We start from the raw sequence: 16,516 nt of genomic DNA on the forward strand, positions 1-16,516 counted from the left end.
GGCTGATAATTGATATCAGCCGTTTGCTTATCTGGAATGTCGTTGTGCTGGTTTGGGAACTATTCTGCTTCCACCAAAGCGATCTTATCGGATGTCGATTTTTCCAATTTGATCGCAATAAACTTGGAGGTTGGCGTAAACGTTCTATCCCCATAACTATCTAAAGGAACCAACGGGTTCGTTTCTGGATAATAAGCCGCCGCCTGACCTGTTGGTACGTCATAAGCAACAAGCATAAATCCGCTCACGCGACGCTCAACGCCATCTTCCCACAGTGACACCATGTCCACTTTGTCGCCCGGTTCAAATCCGAGTTTACGAATATCCGCTTCATTGATGAACAGCACTTCGCGCATGCCAAATACACCACGATAACGGTCATTCAAGCCGTAAAGTGTCGTATTGTATTGGTCGTGTGAGCGCATGGTTTGCAAAATCAAATCTGGCTTTTGGCCTTTTTCGATTATCGCTTCGCTGATCAATTGTTTCGGCAACTCGCTAGAGCTGAACTGTGCTTTGCAGCTTGGTGTATTCCATCGACGCTCGGCCGCTGGGTTTACCAAGTGGAATCCACCCGGGTGTTTAAGCTTATGGTTAAAGTCGGTAAAGCCCGGAATCGTGTCGGCAATCAAATCGCGAATACGGTCGTAATCTTCAATCGCCCACAACCAATCAATTGGTTTTGCCCCGAGTGTAGCATTGGCAATACCGGCAATAATCGCTGGTTCTGAACGCAAATGCTCCGAACGCGGTTTTAGCTGACCAAATGAGATATGCACCATGCTGAAAGTATCTTCAACCGTCACGCCTTGTGGGCCAGTCGCTTGCTGATCAATCTCGGTACGGCCTAAACACGGAAGAATAAGCGCATCTTTACCTGTGACAAGGTGAGAACGATTTAACTTCGTCGAAATGTGTACGGTTAAATTGCAGTTTCGCATCGCGTTGTGCGTACGTTCTGTGTCTGGCGTTGCTTGTGCAAAGTTACCGCCCAAACCGATAAATACTTTCGCTTGCCCTTCTTCCATCGCTTTAATGGCTTGCACAGTGTTGTGGCCTTCACCACGCGGGACGGCAAAGTTAAATCGACTTTCAATGCGATCCAACAACAGATCTGAAGGTTTTTCATCAATGCCCATCGTACGGTCGCCCTGAACATTACTGTGACCACGCACTGGTGAAAGACCCGCGCCCGGCCTACCAACGTTACCTCGTAACATTTGCACGTTTGCGACTTCTTTAATGGTTGGCACAGAGTGACGATGCTGAGTCAACCCCATCGCCCAACACATGATCACACGTTCTGCACGTCGATACATGCTCGCCACCATCTCGATTTCACTTAAATCAAGACCCGATTGTTCCGCGATGTGTTCCCAAGAGGTTGCGTCCACTTCAGCCAAATACTCATCAATACCTATCGTGTGTTGTTTGATGAATTCACGGTCAAAGACCGCTTTGCCACCGTTTTGCAATGCCTCGCGCTCCCATTGCAACAAGAATTTCGCGATGCCACGAAACACTGCCATGTCTCCGCCCAAAGCAGGACGCAAGTACGCCGTGTTGGTAGGCTCTGAGCCGTTACTCAACATCTCAATCGGCATTTGTGGGTTTTGGAAACGCTCTAATCCGCGCTCTTTGAGCGGGTTTAGACAGATAACCTGTGCACCACGTTTTACCGCTTCGCGCAGAGGTTCAAGCATTCGTGGGTGGTTCGTGCCCGGGTTTTGACCAATCACGAAAATCGCATCAGCTTCTTCAAAATCATCAAAGATCACTGTGCCTTTACCAACACCAATGGTGTCTTTCATCCCTATTGCACTGGCTTCGTGGCACATGTTGGAACAATCTGGGAAGTTGTTGGTACCGAATGCGCGCACAAATAGCTGATACAAAAACGCCGCTTCGTTGCTTGCACGACCAGAGGTATAAAACTCCGCTTGGTGCGGCGAATCCAATTGATTGAGATGTTTCGCGACAAGATCAAAAGCCTCATCCCAAGAGACTGGCACATAGTGATCGGATTCGGCATCGTATCGCATTGGGTGCGTGATACGACCTTGGTATTCCAACCAGTAATCGGTTTGCGTTGAGAGAGAAGAAACGCTGTGATTGGCAAAAAACTCAGGATCAACCAGACGATTGGTCGCTTCCCAGTTTACTGCTTTCGCGCCATTCTCACAGAAATTGACTTTACCACTATCTGGCGACTCACCCCATGCACATCCCGGGCAGTCGAAACCGCCATTTTGGTTGGTTTTGAGCATAGTGCGAATGTTTTTAACTGCATTTTCACTGCCCCACCAACTTCTGGTTACGGCTTTCAGTGCACCCCAACCACCAGCTGGACCTTTGTATGTTTTTATTTGTTCTTTTTGGCTCACGACTTTACTCCTCGCAGATATACCAGCAAGCAGGGTGCCCGTGAAAACAAGCGCGTTATTTATTGAGATAATGCGGAAGTATTGAAGGGCTTAGTTTCTAATCCATGTATTTTTTAATCCAAATAAGTAACCACTCAACATGCTCTCGCTTGTCCGAGCGTTTACTTATCTAGATTCTTGATATCGGATACCCGCCTACTGTTTCTAAGACTGTTAGATTCAATTCGCATTGTTGCGCCTTGATCTAAATCAAAGATTAAGTCGTTATTCAATATGCGTCCAATTGATAATCCTGACCGAGTGATAAACAAAATCTATGACGAATTTTTCCACTGCCGCTCATCACATTTTTAATCAATACAGTTTATGAGGTTAATCGTTTCCCCATTCGATTCCACCTAGTTAGCTTAACGAACTCAATAAAATCGGCACTCTTGATAATAGATAATATCTATCACACTATAGATACTTTAAATTTGACCCTAATTAATATCAGGAATAGCCTTGATTCAGATCAATTTTGAGTGTGGTTTTATTCTTGACTTGGTTTTGGTTTTCCATTTCCCAGTTAAAACGCTCCAGCGCTTAAAAAGTACGGTAGTGCTGTGCCCTTATTTAGGGAGTTCCCCCGTACATGTGACTCACAACGCAAGGTTAACAAGCCATTATGGATATCAAACAACTGAAATATCTCATCGCACTTGAACAGACCAAACACTTTGGTCAAGCCGCCGCATTGTGCCACATTACGCAGCCTACCTTGTCCATGAGAATCCGAAGCTTAGAGGAAGAACTCGACCTCGAATTAATCCAGAGAAGTCAACGATTTGAAGGATTTACTGAAGCCGGAGAGCGCATTTTAGCTTGGGCAAAAACCGTCTTAGCCGCTCATGATGGATTGCAAGCCGAAGCCGCCAACTGCCGTGGTCAGTTGGTCGGTTCACTTCGGCTTGGAATGGTGCCACTCGCCAGCCAAAACCCGATGCAATTGCTCAAACCATTAGCTCAACAGTTCCCTGAGTTACGCTTTCAAATACTCTCCATGACGACCGAACAGATCATAGACCAACTCAATCGCAATCAGCTTGATTTGGGGATGTGTTATGTCGATCAAGTCAACACCGCTTACTTCGATGTTATCGAGCTAGATTCGACCAAACTTGGCGTTTTATTCGATGAGCGTCATTTTGATTTTGCCGAATCTGAAGTGTTGTGGGAGTCACTCAATAACATTCCGCTAGGGCTGCTTTCGAAGGGCATGCACTATCGCCACTCGATTGATCTTAGCTTTGTGAGTAAAGGGCTAGTTCCACAAACCGTCATTGAAAGTAACTCCACCTTTCACTTGATCCAAGCAGTAACCAGTGGCCTTTGTTGCGCCATTATGCCGCTGAATTGTGGATTGGAAGAGTTGAACGATACGCTTCGCATTATTCCTATCGAAGAAGCTGCCGTTCACGCCCCGCTAGGTTTGTTAAAGCGAAAACAAGAACCCTTCTCCGCGCTAACCGATCAGTGTTTCGCAGAAGCAAAAAGCATATTCAATCGATAACAACAATCCACACGTCAACTTTTGGCATACATAACGGCTTATGAGGTGATTTCATGAGATGTACTACTCAATCTTATTTTGAACTGTCCGATTTCAATCAAGCACCACCTCAACCAAGTGCGTTCAATTACCGAGAATTGATTGATGGCCGCCCAGTGCAACAAATGTCGCTGGCGAGTGAATCCGCCTTAGCTATCAGCTACAACGGCATTAGCCAAGCGGTCATGATGGTGACGCCAGGCCATCTGGAAGACTTCGTGAAAGGGTTTAGCTTAAGCACAGGCATCGTCCACGACTTCAAAGAGATCAAAGACATTGAAATTGGTGGCGATCACGAATCTCACTATGCGGAAGTGGAAATCAGCAACCGCGCTTTCTGGGCGTTAAAAACACAACGCCGGAATCTTGCAGGCACAACCGGATGCGGCATTTGTGGTGTCGAGGCTCTGGAACAAGCTTTGCCTGATTTAGCACCGCTGACACCGTCTCTTCCTCCGCGCTCCGATGTATTCGAAGGGCTGCGAGACAAAGTCGCACTGCATCAAGAAGCCGCACGTGAATCTGGCGCGTTACACGCCGCTTTATTTGCAGATTTACAAGGCAACATCAAGTTGTGCCGAGAGGACATCGGCCGTCACAACGCGCTAGATAAGTTGATTGGCGCATTGGCCAACAATCACATCGAACCTCAAAGTGGCTTCGCAATCATGACAAGCCGTTGCAGCTTAGAGTTGATCCACAAAGCCGTTCGCGCGCGCATCCCCACATTGGTTTGCCTATCTGCACCTACAGCGTTAACCGTCGAATGGGCAAGAAGAAACCATTTGAACCTAATTCACTTGCCAAAACACGGCTCGCCGCGTCTATACAGCCCTGCGCCTTAACACGTCGACCTAGCCGAATTCCTAATATTTCTAACAGAGACCTCTGGGTCTCTTTTGTTTGCTTCTCACTCCCAATTGATACTTAGCGACAAGACACTATTCTCTCCAACCAAACGTGCTCACCCCTTGTCACCACTAAGCTTACGCATATTAATCCGTTTGCATTTGAACACTTTCTAATCCGATAGAACCCAGTCAAAAACCCATAAATTAGTAAGGATTTTGTGTGACTCTTTTCACGCTTTTCCGCCTTCCTAGGCATTTCTAGGAATTTTTCCTAGCCGATCTAGGCAACCATCTCATGTGCCTCACAAAACCACTCTCTAGAATTCCGCTCAGTCAAAGGTAACAAGAGCGCATAACGGTCTCCGTTGTGTTTCTAAAACAATTACAAGAGAGTTCATCATGTTAAAATTCCTCGAACAGGTGCGGAAGCCGACCCTCGATCTTCCTGTCGAAGTTAGAAGAAAGATGTGGTTTAAACCGTTCATCCAATCTTACTTGGTCGTATTCATCGGCTACCTAACCATGTACTTGATTCGTAAGAACTTCAATGTCGCGCAAAACGACATGATCTCAACTTACGGTTTGAGCATGACAGACCTAGGTCTTATTGGCCTTGGCTTCTCCATCACATACGGTATCGGTAAAACCGTTGTGTCTTACTACGCTGACGGTAAGAACACCAAGCAATTCCTCCCTTTTATGCTGATCCTTTCTGGTCTTGCAATGCTTGGTTTCAGCTTCAGCATGGGCGGCGGTAGTGCTAGCCTGTTCTTGATGGTGGCTTTCTACGCTCTGAGTGGTTTCTTCCAAAGTACTGGTGGCCCTTCTAGTTACTCAACCATTACAAAATGGACACCTCGTAACAAACGCGGCTCTTACCTAGGCTTGTGGAACATGTCGCACAACGTTGGTGGTGCGGGCGCAGCGGGTGTTGCTCTTTTCGGTGCTAACTACCTATTCGACGGCCACGTAATCGGCATGTTCGTGTTCCCTTCTATCATCGCAATCATCGTTGGCTTTATCGGTATGCGCTTTGGTAGCGACTCACCAGAAGCTTACGGTCTAGGTAAAGTAGAAGAACTTTTCGATGAAGCAGTGAGTGAAGAAGACACCGCCGCTGAAGAAAACCAGATGACCAAGAAAGAAATCTTTGTTGAATACGTTCTTAAAAACAAAGTTATCTGGCTACTTTGCTTTGCCAACATCTTCCTTTACATCGTTCGTATCGGTATCGACCAATGGTCAACGGTATACGCATACCAAGAGCTTGGCCTGTCAAAAGAAACGGCAATCTCTGGCTTTACTCTGTTCGAAGTCGGTGCGCTTGTGGGTACTTTGATGTGGGGTTACCTCTCTGACCTAGCAAACGGTCGCCGCGCATTGGTTGCTTGTGTGTCTCTTGGTTTGATCATCGTATCGCTTGAGTTCTACCAGCACGCCACTAGCGAGTTCATGTACTTGGCCTCTCTATTTGTATTGGGCTTCTTGGTGTTTGGTCCGCAACTTCTTATCGGTGTTGCCGCGGTTGGTTTTGTCCCTAAAAAAGCAATCAGTGTGGCTGACGGCGTAAAAGGTACATTCGCTTACCTAATCGGTGACAGCTTTGCAAAACTAGGCTTGGGTATGATTGCCGACGGTACACCTATCTTCGGCTTAACAGGTTGGAAAGGTACCTTCGCAGCCCTAGATACCTCCGCCATGATTTGTATTGTTTTGCTTGCGTTCGTCGCTATCGCGGAAGAGAAGAAGATTCGACACGCGAAGAAGCTTCAACTTGCACAAAACCAAGCCTAACTTCTCTGCGCGCTTTACTTCGGTAAAGCGCGCAAGATCATTAAAATGAGTTGTTCAATTCAGTATCATTAAAGGTTTTTCTATTGGCTCCTGTTGGAGCTTATTGCTGTTAGTCGTCTGCTCTATTTGGTTGTAATAATGATTCATGTTGCTCTAGTTGATGATCACGTCATCGTGCGTTCAGGTTTCGCACAATTATTAAATTTAGAAAGTGATATTACCGTTGTTGGTGAGTTCGGCTCTGTCGCAGAAGCACGCACAGGCTTGCCTGCGGTACACCCACACGTCGTCATCCTAGATATTTCCATGCCAGATGAAAGCGGCTTAAACTTTCTCAGCGAAATACCAACTGGCATTGCCTGCGTGATGCTTAGCGTACATGACTCCCCTGCGATGGTGGAAAAATCACTAAAGCTAGGTGCAAAGGGCTATCTTAGTAAACGCTGTAGCCCAGACGAACTTATTCAAGCCGTGAGAACCAGTGCTTCTGGTGGCTGTTACCTCACATCAGATATTGCACTTAAACTTGCAACGCCTAGCGACAACACCACCTCTCTATGCCAACTGACAAAACGTGAAAACGAGGTATGTCAGCTACTTGCGACCGGGTTGGATGTAAAGTCTGTCGCGACAGAGCTTGGCTTGAGCCACAAGACCGTGCATGTTCATCGTGCAAATGCCATCGACAAACTCGGCGTGAAAAACAACGTTGAGCTCGCCAAACTATTTTCTCAAGAGTCCTTTTAATGCGAGCTTATGCTGTTACCACCATTTGCGGACTTTTCGTTATGGCCTGTGCTTGGTTCTGTTTGTGGGTGATCGCCTACTACTTTGTCAATGATCCCGAGCTGGCGATCTTATTGTTTCCTTTCGCTTTACGATTAGGTGTCGCCCTACACACTCGCACCGCTTATTGGCCAACGATTTATCTTTCAGAGTGGGGGCTTTCCATCGCACTTGCGATGTTACTGGGTCAACCGCAGTGGCTTACCGTGCTGATTGCGAGCATTGCCAGTATCCCGGTCACTCTGATTGCGAAAAAATATTACTACGGAGACCAAAACCGCCATTTAGCCGTGATGAGCGTTGTCATTATCATTAGCGCGTTTATTAATGTGATGGCCGTTGGTTTTCACGTTCCTTCGGTTTACATGGTGTGGCTGGCTAGCATTTCTGGAGGCTTGCTCGTGGTGCCTATGTGCTACTTGTTATGGAGTTATTTGTTCCAAAGTCGTTGGTCTCCGCTTAGCTCTCTCCTACTTAGTAATGCCGTTGTATTTCAGGTGCGTCATATCGTGCTTTATGCGCTGCTTTTGATCGGCAGTATTTTGGTGCAAACCAGTTTGCCTGAAGAGCTAAAACGATTTGCGCCATTTTGTATGGCGATTCCAATCATCGTGCTTGCTCTGCGTTACGGCTGGCAAGGTGCCCTACTCGCCACCATGCTCAACAGCATTGCGCTGATTGCGGCTCGCAGCGGCGTGTCGAATCTAGAAATCACCGATTTGTTGTTATCTCTCTCAGCGCAAACCGTTACTGGCATTATGCTCGGTTTAGGGGTTCAGAAACAAAAAGACCTCAATCAAAAACTGCGCGGCGAGCTTGCACGCAATCAGAATTTGTCTCGCCAGCTTATCAAAGCTGAAGAGTCTGTAAGACGCGATATTGCGCGCGAGCTACATGACGAAATCGGCCAGAACATCACGGCGATCCGCACACAAGCCAACATCATTAAGCGGGTAAATAACGCAGAAACAAGCGTGGGTTGCGCCGACATGATCGAAGGGCTTTCCCTCAACGTGTACGACACCACTAAGCGACTGTTAAGCAAGCTAAGACCAAAAATGCTGGATGATTTGGACTTAAAAGAATCCGTCGAGCAACTAACGCGAGAAATGGAGTTCGCCAATCACGGAACCAACGTTCAACTGAACTGGCAGGGCGATTACACCAGCCTGAGTGACACACTCAAAGTCACCCTATTCCGTTTATGCCAAGAATCATTAAATAACGCAGCCAAGTACGCAGAAGCGCAGTTGATCAATATTGAACTGACAATTGGAGAAGCTGCGGTGTCACTGATGATTCACGATGATGGTGTCGGCTTCAAAGTTCAGGACAGCATGAAAGGCATGGGCGTTCGCGGCATGCAAGAGCGTGTGCACGCGTTAGGTGGAAAAATGGTTATCTACTCCACCAGCGATCAAGTGATCGGCACACAAATCAGCATTACTTTACCTAAGGTGTAACTCAAGATGTTTGGATTTTTACGTTCACCTAAATTTACTCAACCGAGTCTGAGCAACGAGCAAATCGACCAGCGTTACCGCCATTGGCGTTTGCACATTATGTTGGGGATGTACGTCGGCTACGCAGGTTTCTACTTTACCCGTAAGACCTTTAACTACGCCGCACCAGCGATGATTACCGACCTTGGCTTAAATAAGGGCGATTTGGGTCTAATCGGTACGCTTTTCTACATCACCTACGGCTGCTCGAAGTTTATTTCTGGCACGATTTCAGATCGCTCTAACCCTCGTTATTTCATGGGGCTAGGCTTGATTGCGACAGGTCTGGTCAATATCGCGTTCGGCTTTTCTAGCTCACTCGCGGCTTTCATTACTTTGTGGATCTTAAACGCGTGGTTCCAAGGCTGGGGCTGGCCTTCATGCTCCAAGCTGTTAACCACTTGGTATTCACGCTCCGAGCGTGGCTTCTTATGGGCGATTTGGAACACCGCACACAACGTTGGTGGCGCGCTGATCCCTATTTTGGTGGGCTATTTAACGTTGCACTACAGCTGGCGTGAAGGCTTTATTCTACCCGGCATCATCGGGGTATTACTCGGTCTATTCGTTTGTTGGCGATTGCGCGACAAACCAACAACAATGGGTTTACCAAGTGTCGGCCAATGGCGCAACGACGCGCTAGAACTTGCGCAAGAAAATTACGGACGTGGCCTCACCTACCGCGAAATTCTGAAATCGTACGTATTTAACAACAAATACATCTGGCTGCTCGCGTTCAGTTATGTGTTGGTTTATATCGTCCGAACCGCAATCAACGACTGGGGAAACCTGTACTTGACCGAGCAGCATCGCTACAGCCTGATTAACGCCAACGCTGCTCTGTCGATGTTTGAAATCGGCGGTTTTGTTGGTTCATTGGTTGCGGGTTGGGGGTCAGACAAACTCTTTGGCGGTAACCGCGGGCCAATGAACTTGCTGTTCGCGATTGGGATTTTCTTATCTGTCTCTGCGCTTTGGCTGATGCCTCTGACCAACTTTGCATTCCAAGCGGCGGGATTGTTCTCCATCGGCTTCTTTGTCTTTGGACCACAAATGCTGATCGGTATGGCGGCAGCTGAGTGCTCTCACAAAGATTCTGCCGGTGCTGCAACAGGATTCGTGGGCTTGTTCGCCTACATGGGCGCAGCATTGTCTGGCTATCCACTGGCGTTAATTCTTGAAGAATATCATTGGACGGGTTTCTTCATCACCATTTCAGTTTGTGCAGCCGTCATTGGCCTTTTGTTGCTGCCATTTTTGCAAGCGCAACCATCACGAAAACCACTCGAACCAAAACCTCGGTTGTAAATCAACTTATCGCCCTTCGGGCAAATTGGCGAGTGACCTAACCGCGCTCGCCATCCTTATTTAACGTATCTCTGCTCAATTTTTCTTCCGATTCAGTTCGGAGGGTTAACTATGGGAAAAATTCATGAATTTGAACACTATTTCATCGCATAGCTTCTTTCAAATGAACAACAAAATCCAAAACTACGCTTGGGGAAGCACCTCTTCTATTCACGATTTGTTTGGCTTTTCTAACGAAACGAATGAGCCTCAAGCAGAAGTATGGATGGGTACTCACCCAAACGGCTGCTCTGAAGTTCAGATTGAACAAAACACGCTACCTTTGTCTGAACTGATCAAACAAAACCAACCCGCTTACTTATCAACAGAAACCGCAGCGAAATTTGGCGACCTGCCCTTTCTGTTTAAGATCTTAGCGGCCGAACACGCACTTTCGATTCAAGTTCACCCAAGCAAACAAGATGCCGAAATAGGTTTCGAAAAAGAGCAAAGTGCTGGCATCCCACTAAACGCGAGCCATCGTAACTACAAAGATCCAAACCACAAACCTGAGTTGGTGTACGCGCTGACAAGTTACCAAGCCATGAACGGTTTTCGCTCGTATGCCGAGATTATTGAGGCATTTAGCCTTTGCGATATCGATGAGCTACGCGCACCGCTAGATGCATTCAAACGCGAAAACAACTCACAAGGTTTACGCGATTTCTTTGTGCACATTCTGACCATGGAAGGAGAAACAAAAGAGCGCGCACTTAAACAGCTTCTTGCCCACGCTTCATGTCAATCGGAACAAGGCACTGACAACGACGTTTTCCAGCTCATCTTGGATCTATCCACTCAATACCCTGGCGATGTCGGCTTGTTTGCGCCATTACTGTTGAATGTCATCACGCTGCAACCTGGCGAAGCGATGTTCCTGAGCGCAAGAACGCCACACGCTTACATTAAAGGTACGGGATTAGAGATCATGGCGAACTCAGATAACGTTTTGCGTGCAGGACTCACGCCGAAACACATGGATGTTAAAGAACTGGTTAAATGCACAGACTTTGTGCCTAAGCCGTTTAACAGCCTTGTTCTTGAACCCAATGCAAATGGTTGCCAGAGCCTTTACCCCGTTCCAGTGGCAGACTTTAGTTTCAGCATTCTTAACCAACCGAACAATGAAGTGGTTGAGGCAAACAGCGCAGAGATTTTGATGGCGATTGATGCCGACCTGACACTCATCAGTGATAACGGTGAGACGTTAACCGCCGCGAAAGGACAATCTGTATTTGTTCCTGCTTACGTTGGCCATTACCGTATTCAAAGTGCGGGACGTGTGGCTCGCGCCTTCAACTAGTTTTTGAACAACTGATTCAAACTAGCGTCTGACCCAAGGGACTGGGTTAGACAATGTATTCCTTTCATAGATTGAGCCAGTCCGCTTTTAAGGTACTCATGCTTACACTTTTTCGACTCAAATCCGCAGCGGCCTAAGCCATCTAAGTTCTCTCCCCCCGATTCTTCTTTTCACTACAGCACTCATTGTCAAAACCCATTTATTTCCGGTAAATCCTCCGCTCCAATATCAAATTACTTGGATAACAAAGGTGCTCACACAGTGGTATTTGTTGCAAAACGTATAATCAACGTTGTAATCAAAGCCCCAATCACTACAATCTCTGGTTCGATTTTTCAGTTAACGTTTGTATGCCGAAGTTAAACCAAGATAACCCTGTTCAAAGCTCCGCCCTTTCCGATATCGAAACCAGCAGTAAGATTCAATCGGCATTAGAACCGAAGTTTCACAAGCCAGACAAACGTCTCTGCTTAAGCCCTGGCCTATCGGATAAGCATTTGGCGCGCCGTTGGCAAGTATTGGAACACGTGACCAATAAAGATCATCTTCTTGATCCTTTCACGCAGTCACATTGCGACGCTTACTCCAACAACATCGAGCACTTCATTGGTACTGTCAATGTGCCGGTCGGCATCGCAGGCCCTTTGCGCGTCAATGGATTGTATGCGAACGATGACTTTTTGGTTCCGCTCGCAACGACAGAAGCCGCGTTAGTCGCTTCCTACAACCGTGGCGCAAGTCTTATTACCGCCGCTGGTGGCGCGAGCGCATTGTTGCTGAGTGAAGGGGTGAGCCGAACACCAGTGTTCGCCTTTAATAACCTTGCCAACGCTGGCCAGTTCGTCAGTTGGGTTGTGACCCAGTTTGAAGTATTTCGTCAAATAGCGGAATCCACCACCTCACATGGCAAACTCAAAGACATCAACGTAAATATCGAAGGAAACCACGTTTATTTGGTCTTTGAATACGTGACTGGTGACGCTTCCGGACAAAACATGGTGACCATCGCAACAAACGAAGTGTTCCATCATATTTTGGCGACCAGCCCAATCAAACCAACTCAAGCATTCTTGGATGGCAACTTATCAGGCGACAAAAAACCAAACGCGCACACACTGCGCTCGGTACGCGGCAAGAAAGTATCCGCCGAAGTGACCATTCCTGCTGAGTTAGTGGAAAAATATCTGCATACCACGCCAGAGTCTATGGTTCAATTTGGCAAAATGACCACGGTGGGTGGTTTACTCAGCGGGACGATTGGCGTCAACGCGCATTACGCGAATGCCCTTGCCGCGCTGTACATTGCTTGTGGTCAAGATGCCGCTTGCGTTGCAGAGTCTGCCATTGGTATCACTCGTATGGATGTGGACGCTCAAGGCAACTTGTACGCGAGCGTGACCTTGCCAAACATCATGGTTGGCACGGTTGGCGGGGGCACTGGCCTTCCAACGCAAAAGGCATGTTTGGATATTTTGGGTTTGCACGGCAACGGCAATGCGAAAGCCTTAGCCGAAGTCGCGGCCGCGCTTTGTCTGGCTGGCGAACTCTCGATTGTGGGCGCATTTTGTGCCGATCACTTCTCCCGAGCTCACCATAAACTTGCTAGAAAATAATCCTTTTACTTTGTACAAGAGAACACCCATGCGGTTTTCTCTTGTGCTAATAAATCAACTTTATTTATTAGCTCATAAATTAGTTTAAGTTATATGGCAGACTTAATGATTACACCACTCTCACGTTGACCGCATTATTGCAGTATCACCACACATTCCTCGCTATATCACTGTTTGACCCTATTCTCACGCGATATTAAATATCAGTACGTTACCTAAATAAATATCAAAAACATCTAGCACTAAAGTACCAAATTCATAGATTGAGTTTTTTGTTAGTCACTTATAGAGACTATACTCGTTCCTGCAGCTGCTTGATTTTTCTAAATTTATTATTTAGCTCAACTGAGCTTAATCACTCCCGTTAAATGGATTTAAGTCGTTCCCTCGGGTAAGCGAGTTAACTATGAGACGTCAGAAACAGAATGAAATCTCTTGTTGGGTACTAGGGTTGATTATCTTATTACTAAGTTACGTCCCTTCAGTACCAGCAGAAATGGAACTAACGCCCTCCGATCAAACCGTTGCGCGTTTCCTCTATCAGAGCACTTTTGGGCCAACACCAACATTAATTGATGAGGTAGAAGAAGTCGGGATGGAAAGTTGGATATCTCAACAAATCTACCTTCCTGCCACCTATCATCAACCGCTCTATCGGACACCTTTTTCCAAAGGCGCACAATCCAATCGAGAAAACGCTTGGTATCAAATTGTTATTACCGCTGATGATCAACTCAGACAGCGCATGGCGTATGCATTAAGCCAGATCTTAGTGGTCTCTCGCTATGGCGGTGTCCTTTCCAGTAAGCCCACTGGTCTAGTCGACTACTATGATGTATTGATTGCTAACGCTTTTGGCAACTACCGAGATTTATTATATGACGTTTCCATTCATCCTGTTATGGGCAGCTATTTGTCCATGCTCGGTAGCGCAAAAGAGAACAACACGACGGGGGCATTACCTGATGAGAACTTCGCTCGAGAGTTGATGCAGTTGTTCACCCTAGGCTTGTATGAACTGAATATCGATGGCAGTAAAAAGCTTGATCGTAAAACGGGTAAGCCTATCCCCACATATACGCAAACGGATATTCAAGAGCTCGCTCGAGCATTAACCGGGTGGAAAAATGCCGATTTAGCGTTTGTTGAACCGATGCGAATCATCAGCCACCGACACGATGGTGGCGAGAAACGATTGCTTGGTAACACAATTCCTGCTGGTTTAACTGCGCAAGAAGAGCTTTCAAAAGTGATCGATATTTTGATGTCTCATCCAAACATGGCGCCGTTTGTTTCTAAGCTACTTATCCAACGTTTTGTAACTTCGAATCCAAGTCCGGAGTACATCGCACGTGTTGCTTCGGTATTCAATAACAATGGCAAAGGAGAAAAAGGAGATTTAAACGCGGTCATTCATGCCATCTTGCTCGATTCTGAGGCTCTAGGCATGACAAATACCCCGCCAATAAAAGTGAAAGAGCCAATACTGGTCCTAACTAATTTTCATCGAGCAGCGGGTTTTACAATCAAATCTACACGTTACGAAGACGCTACTACGATGATGAATATCGCCAATCAAGGACCTCTTCGTTCTCCTTCCGTATTTAATTTTTACTCTCCTGAGTACCAACCATCTAACGAGTTTACGGAGTCTGGTATTAGCTCTCCTGAGTATGAGCTACTGAACTGGTCCGTTTATACCGATTTGGTCAACTATATGTTGACCAGCACTCGCAGAGGCGGCGGTGATTCCTACACTCTCGATCTCGGCGAGTTTTATCTTCTTTTGGATGATCACGATGCCTTAGTCGAGCTGGTTAACGCACGCTTCTTTGCTGGAACGGCCTCGGCGGAATTAAAAAAACTCATGCTCACCGTGTTAGATGAATATCGTGAGGACTATGTGCCAACAACAAAGCTCGCCTTGGTGATTTTTACCGCCATTTCCGGCGATGAATTCTATATTCAGGATTAGGAGTGGATTATGGATATTTCACGACGACATTTTATAAAAAGCACTGCATCGATGGGCGCTTTAGCTTCGCTTGGTCTACCGGGTTATTCTCTCGCGGCGCCATCTAATGACTTTCGAGCATTAATATGTGTCTATTTAGCAGGTGGAAACGATGCGTTCAACACGGTACTGCCGTTGTCTGACGCGCACTATAACCAATATGCCAAAGTCAGAGGTACTCTTTCTGTCGCCAAAGACGACATACTCCCTATCAATTTGCGTACCGCCGATAGCTCGGATAATTTGGTAGAACTTGGCTTACACCCCAAACTAAAGGCGCTGTCTTCAATTTTCGAACAAGGCGATGCCAATATCGTGCTCAATAGCGGCATTCTCAACCATCCCGTTACAAAACAAGCGATTAAGCTAGGTGAAGCGTCACTTCCCGAGCAACTGTTTTCCCACAATTCACAAACTGACGCTTGGTTACTTGGTGGTATGCAAGAATCTAGCAACTTGGGTTGGGCAGGAAGAATGTTGGACGTATTAACTTCTGAATCAGAAATAACCCCACTATACAGTGTGCACGGGAACTCGCTTTGGTTACGCGCGATGGAACACCGCCAAACCGTGCTGAAAAAAGACCGTGCGGTTCAGCTTACCGCGATTGATAACCCGCTATACAAGGGGATCTATGACCAACTGCTTTCTCATCAAACAGAGAATCCGTTTAGTGGTCACTTTAATTTGATGGTTGATGAGTCGATGATGATGAGCCGCGTGCTAAGCGAGCAACTCAATCATATTGATGACGCGCCGCTGTTCACCTCATCAACGCTCGGCAAGCAGATGCAAACCGTCTACAAATTGATCGCAAGCCAAGATGTGTTAAAGCAACAACGGCAAGTCTTCTTCGTTAAACACTCTGGCTACGACCTACACGATTCTCAATTAGTTCGACACCCCGTACTACTCGAAGATCTAGCAACTAACCTCTTAGCAATGTATCGTGCGATTGAACGGTTGGGGCTAAACAAGCAAGTCACCTCTTTTACAATGTCTGACTTTGGTCGACGGATGACAAGCAACGGTAACGGCACCGATCACGGTTGGGGTGGTCATCAACTATTGATTGGAGGCGCAGTGAATGGTCAGCGACCTATCGGTACATGGCCTGAACTAGTATTGGGTGGAAACGATGACTATTCTCAAGGTCGACTTATCCCCAAAATTGCAGCCGATCAAGTGGGATCAACCCTCGCGCAATGGATGGGCGTGAGTGATAACGCGGCACTGGAATACGTGTTCCCGAATATCCGCAATTTTGCTAGCTCAAACCTTGGCTTTATGGCTTAAGCTGCTTTAATGAGCTCTTAATTAACGTGTCATGA

11 protein-coding genes are annotated in these 16,516 nt (G+C 46.8%); 10 read left to right on the forward strand and 1 reads right to left on the reverse strand.

Translation table 11 applies throughout. From position 1 onward, the window contains the following. Nucleotides 1-59 precede the first annotated feature (59 nt). Entirely contained in the window at nt 60-2,384 is a 2,325-nt protein-coding gene (locus MSG33_RS03835; RefSeq protein ID WP_248379919.1) for an FdhF/YdeP family oxidoreductase, read from the reverse strand. A gap of 667 nt (nt 2,385-3,051) precedes the next feature. Between MSG33_RS03835 and MSG33_RS03840 the strand changes: the two genes are divergently transcribed. The 10 genes from MSG33_RS03840 to MSG33_RS03885 all read left to right on the forward strand — a co-directional run bounded on the left by MSG33_RS03840 (nt 3,052) and on the right by MSG33_RS03885 (nt 16,481). After that, nucleotides 3,052-3,936 (forward strand): LysR family transcriptional regulator, encoded by an 885-nt coding sequence (locus MSG33_RS03840; RefSeq protein WP_046875405.1) that lies wholly within the window; start codon nt 3,052-3,054, stop codon nt 3,934-3,936. A 53-nt stretch (nt 3,937-3,989) separates the two neighbouring features. Next, nucleotides 3,990-4,820, forward strand: a complete 831-nt coding sequence (fdhD, locus tag MSG33_RS03845; RefSeq protein WP_017447522.1) for a formate dehydrogenase accessory sulfurtransferase FdhD — start codon at nt 3,990-3,992, stop codon at nt 4,818-4,820. Nucleotides 4,821-5,225: 405 nt separating this feature from the next. Next, complete coding sequence (gene uhpT / locus MSG33_RS03850) at nt 5,226-6,620, forward strand: hexose-6-phosphate:phosphate antiporter (protein ID WP_021707729.1); 1,395 nt, start codon at nt 5,226-5,228, stop codon at nt 6,618-6,620. 138 nt (nt 6,621-6,758) lie between these two features. Further along, complete coding sequence (gene uhpA / locus MSG33_RS03855; protein ID WP_109170301.1) at nt 6,759-7,367, forward strand: transcriptional regulator UhpA; 609 nt, start codon at nt 6,759-6,761, stop codon at nt 7,365-7,367. After that, nucleotides 7,367-8,869 (forward strand): signal transduction histidine-protein kinase/phosphatase UhpB, encoded by a 1,503-nt coding sequence (gene uhpB, locus MSG33_RS03860; RefSeq protein ID WP_243327828.1) that lies wholly within the window; start codon nt 7,367-7,369, stop codon nt 8,867-8,869. Before uhpA ends, uhpB begins: the two co-directional genes overlap by 1 nt. 6 nt (nt 8,870-8,875) lie before the next feature. Beyond that, nucleotides 8,876-10,216 carry an MFS transporter gene (locus tag MSG33_RS03865; RefSeq protein ID WP_248379921.1) on the forward strand — a complete coding sequence of 447 codons (1,341 nt, stop codon included), beginning with the start codon at nt 8,876-8,878 and terminating at the stop codon, nt 10,214-10,216. Nucleotides 10,217-10,340: 124 nt separating this feature from the next. Beyond that, nucleotides 10,341-11,558 carry a mannose-6-phosphate isomerase, class I gene (gene manA, locus MSG33_RS03870; protein ID WP_248379922.1) on the forward strand — a complete coding sequence of 406 codons (1,218 nt, stop codon included), beginning with the start codon at nt 10,341-10,343 and terminating at the stop codon, nt 11,556-11,558. A 350-nt stretch (nt 11,559-11,908) separates the two neighbouring features. Continuing rightward, on the forward strand, nt 11,909-13,171 hold the full coding sequence (locus MSG33_RS03875) for a hydroxymethylglutaryl-CoA reductase (protein WP_248379924.1): 1,263 nt from the start codon (nt 11,909-11,911) through the stop codon (nt 13,169-13,171). Nucleotides 13,172-13,577: 406 nt separating this feature from the next. Then, a complete protein-coding gene (locus MSG33_RS03880) occupies nt 13,578-15,146 on the forward strand; it encodes a DUF1800 domain-containing protein (RefSeq protein ID WP_248379926.1) in 1,569 nt (522 codons plus the stop codon). A gap of 9 nt (nt 15,147-15,155) precedes the next feature. Then, entirely contained in the window at nt 15,156-16,481 is a 1,326-nt protein-coding gene (locus tag MSG33_RS03885; protein WP_248379928.1) for a DUF1501 domain-containing protein, read from the forward strand. Nucleotides 16,482-16,516 lie beyond the last annotated feature (35 nt).

This window comes from Vibrio sp. 1CM7H, from assembly GCF_023161645.1.
Classification (GTDB): Bacteria; Pseudomonadota; Gammaproteobacteria; order Enterobacterales; family Vibrionaceae; genus Vibrio; species Vibrio diabolicus.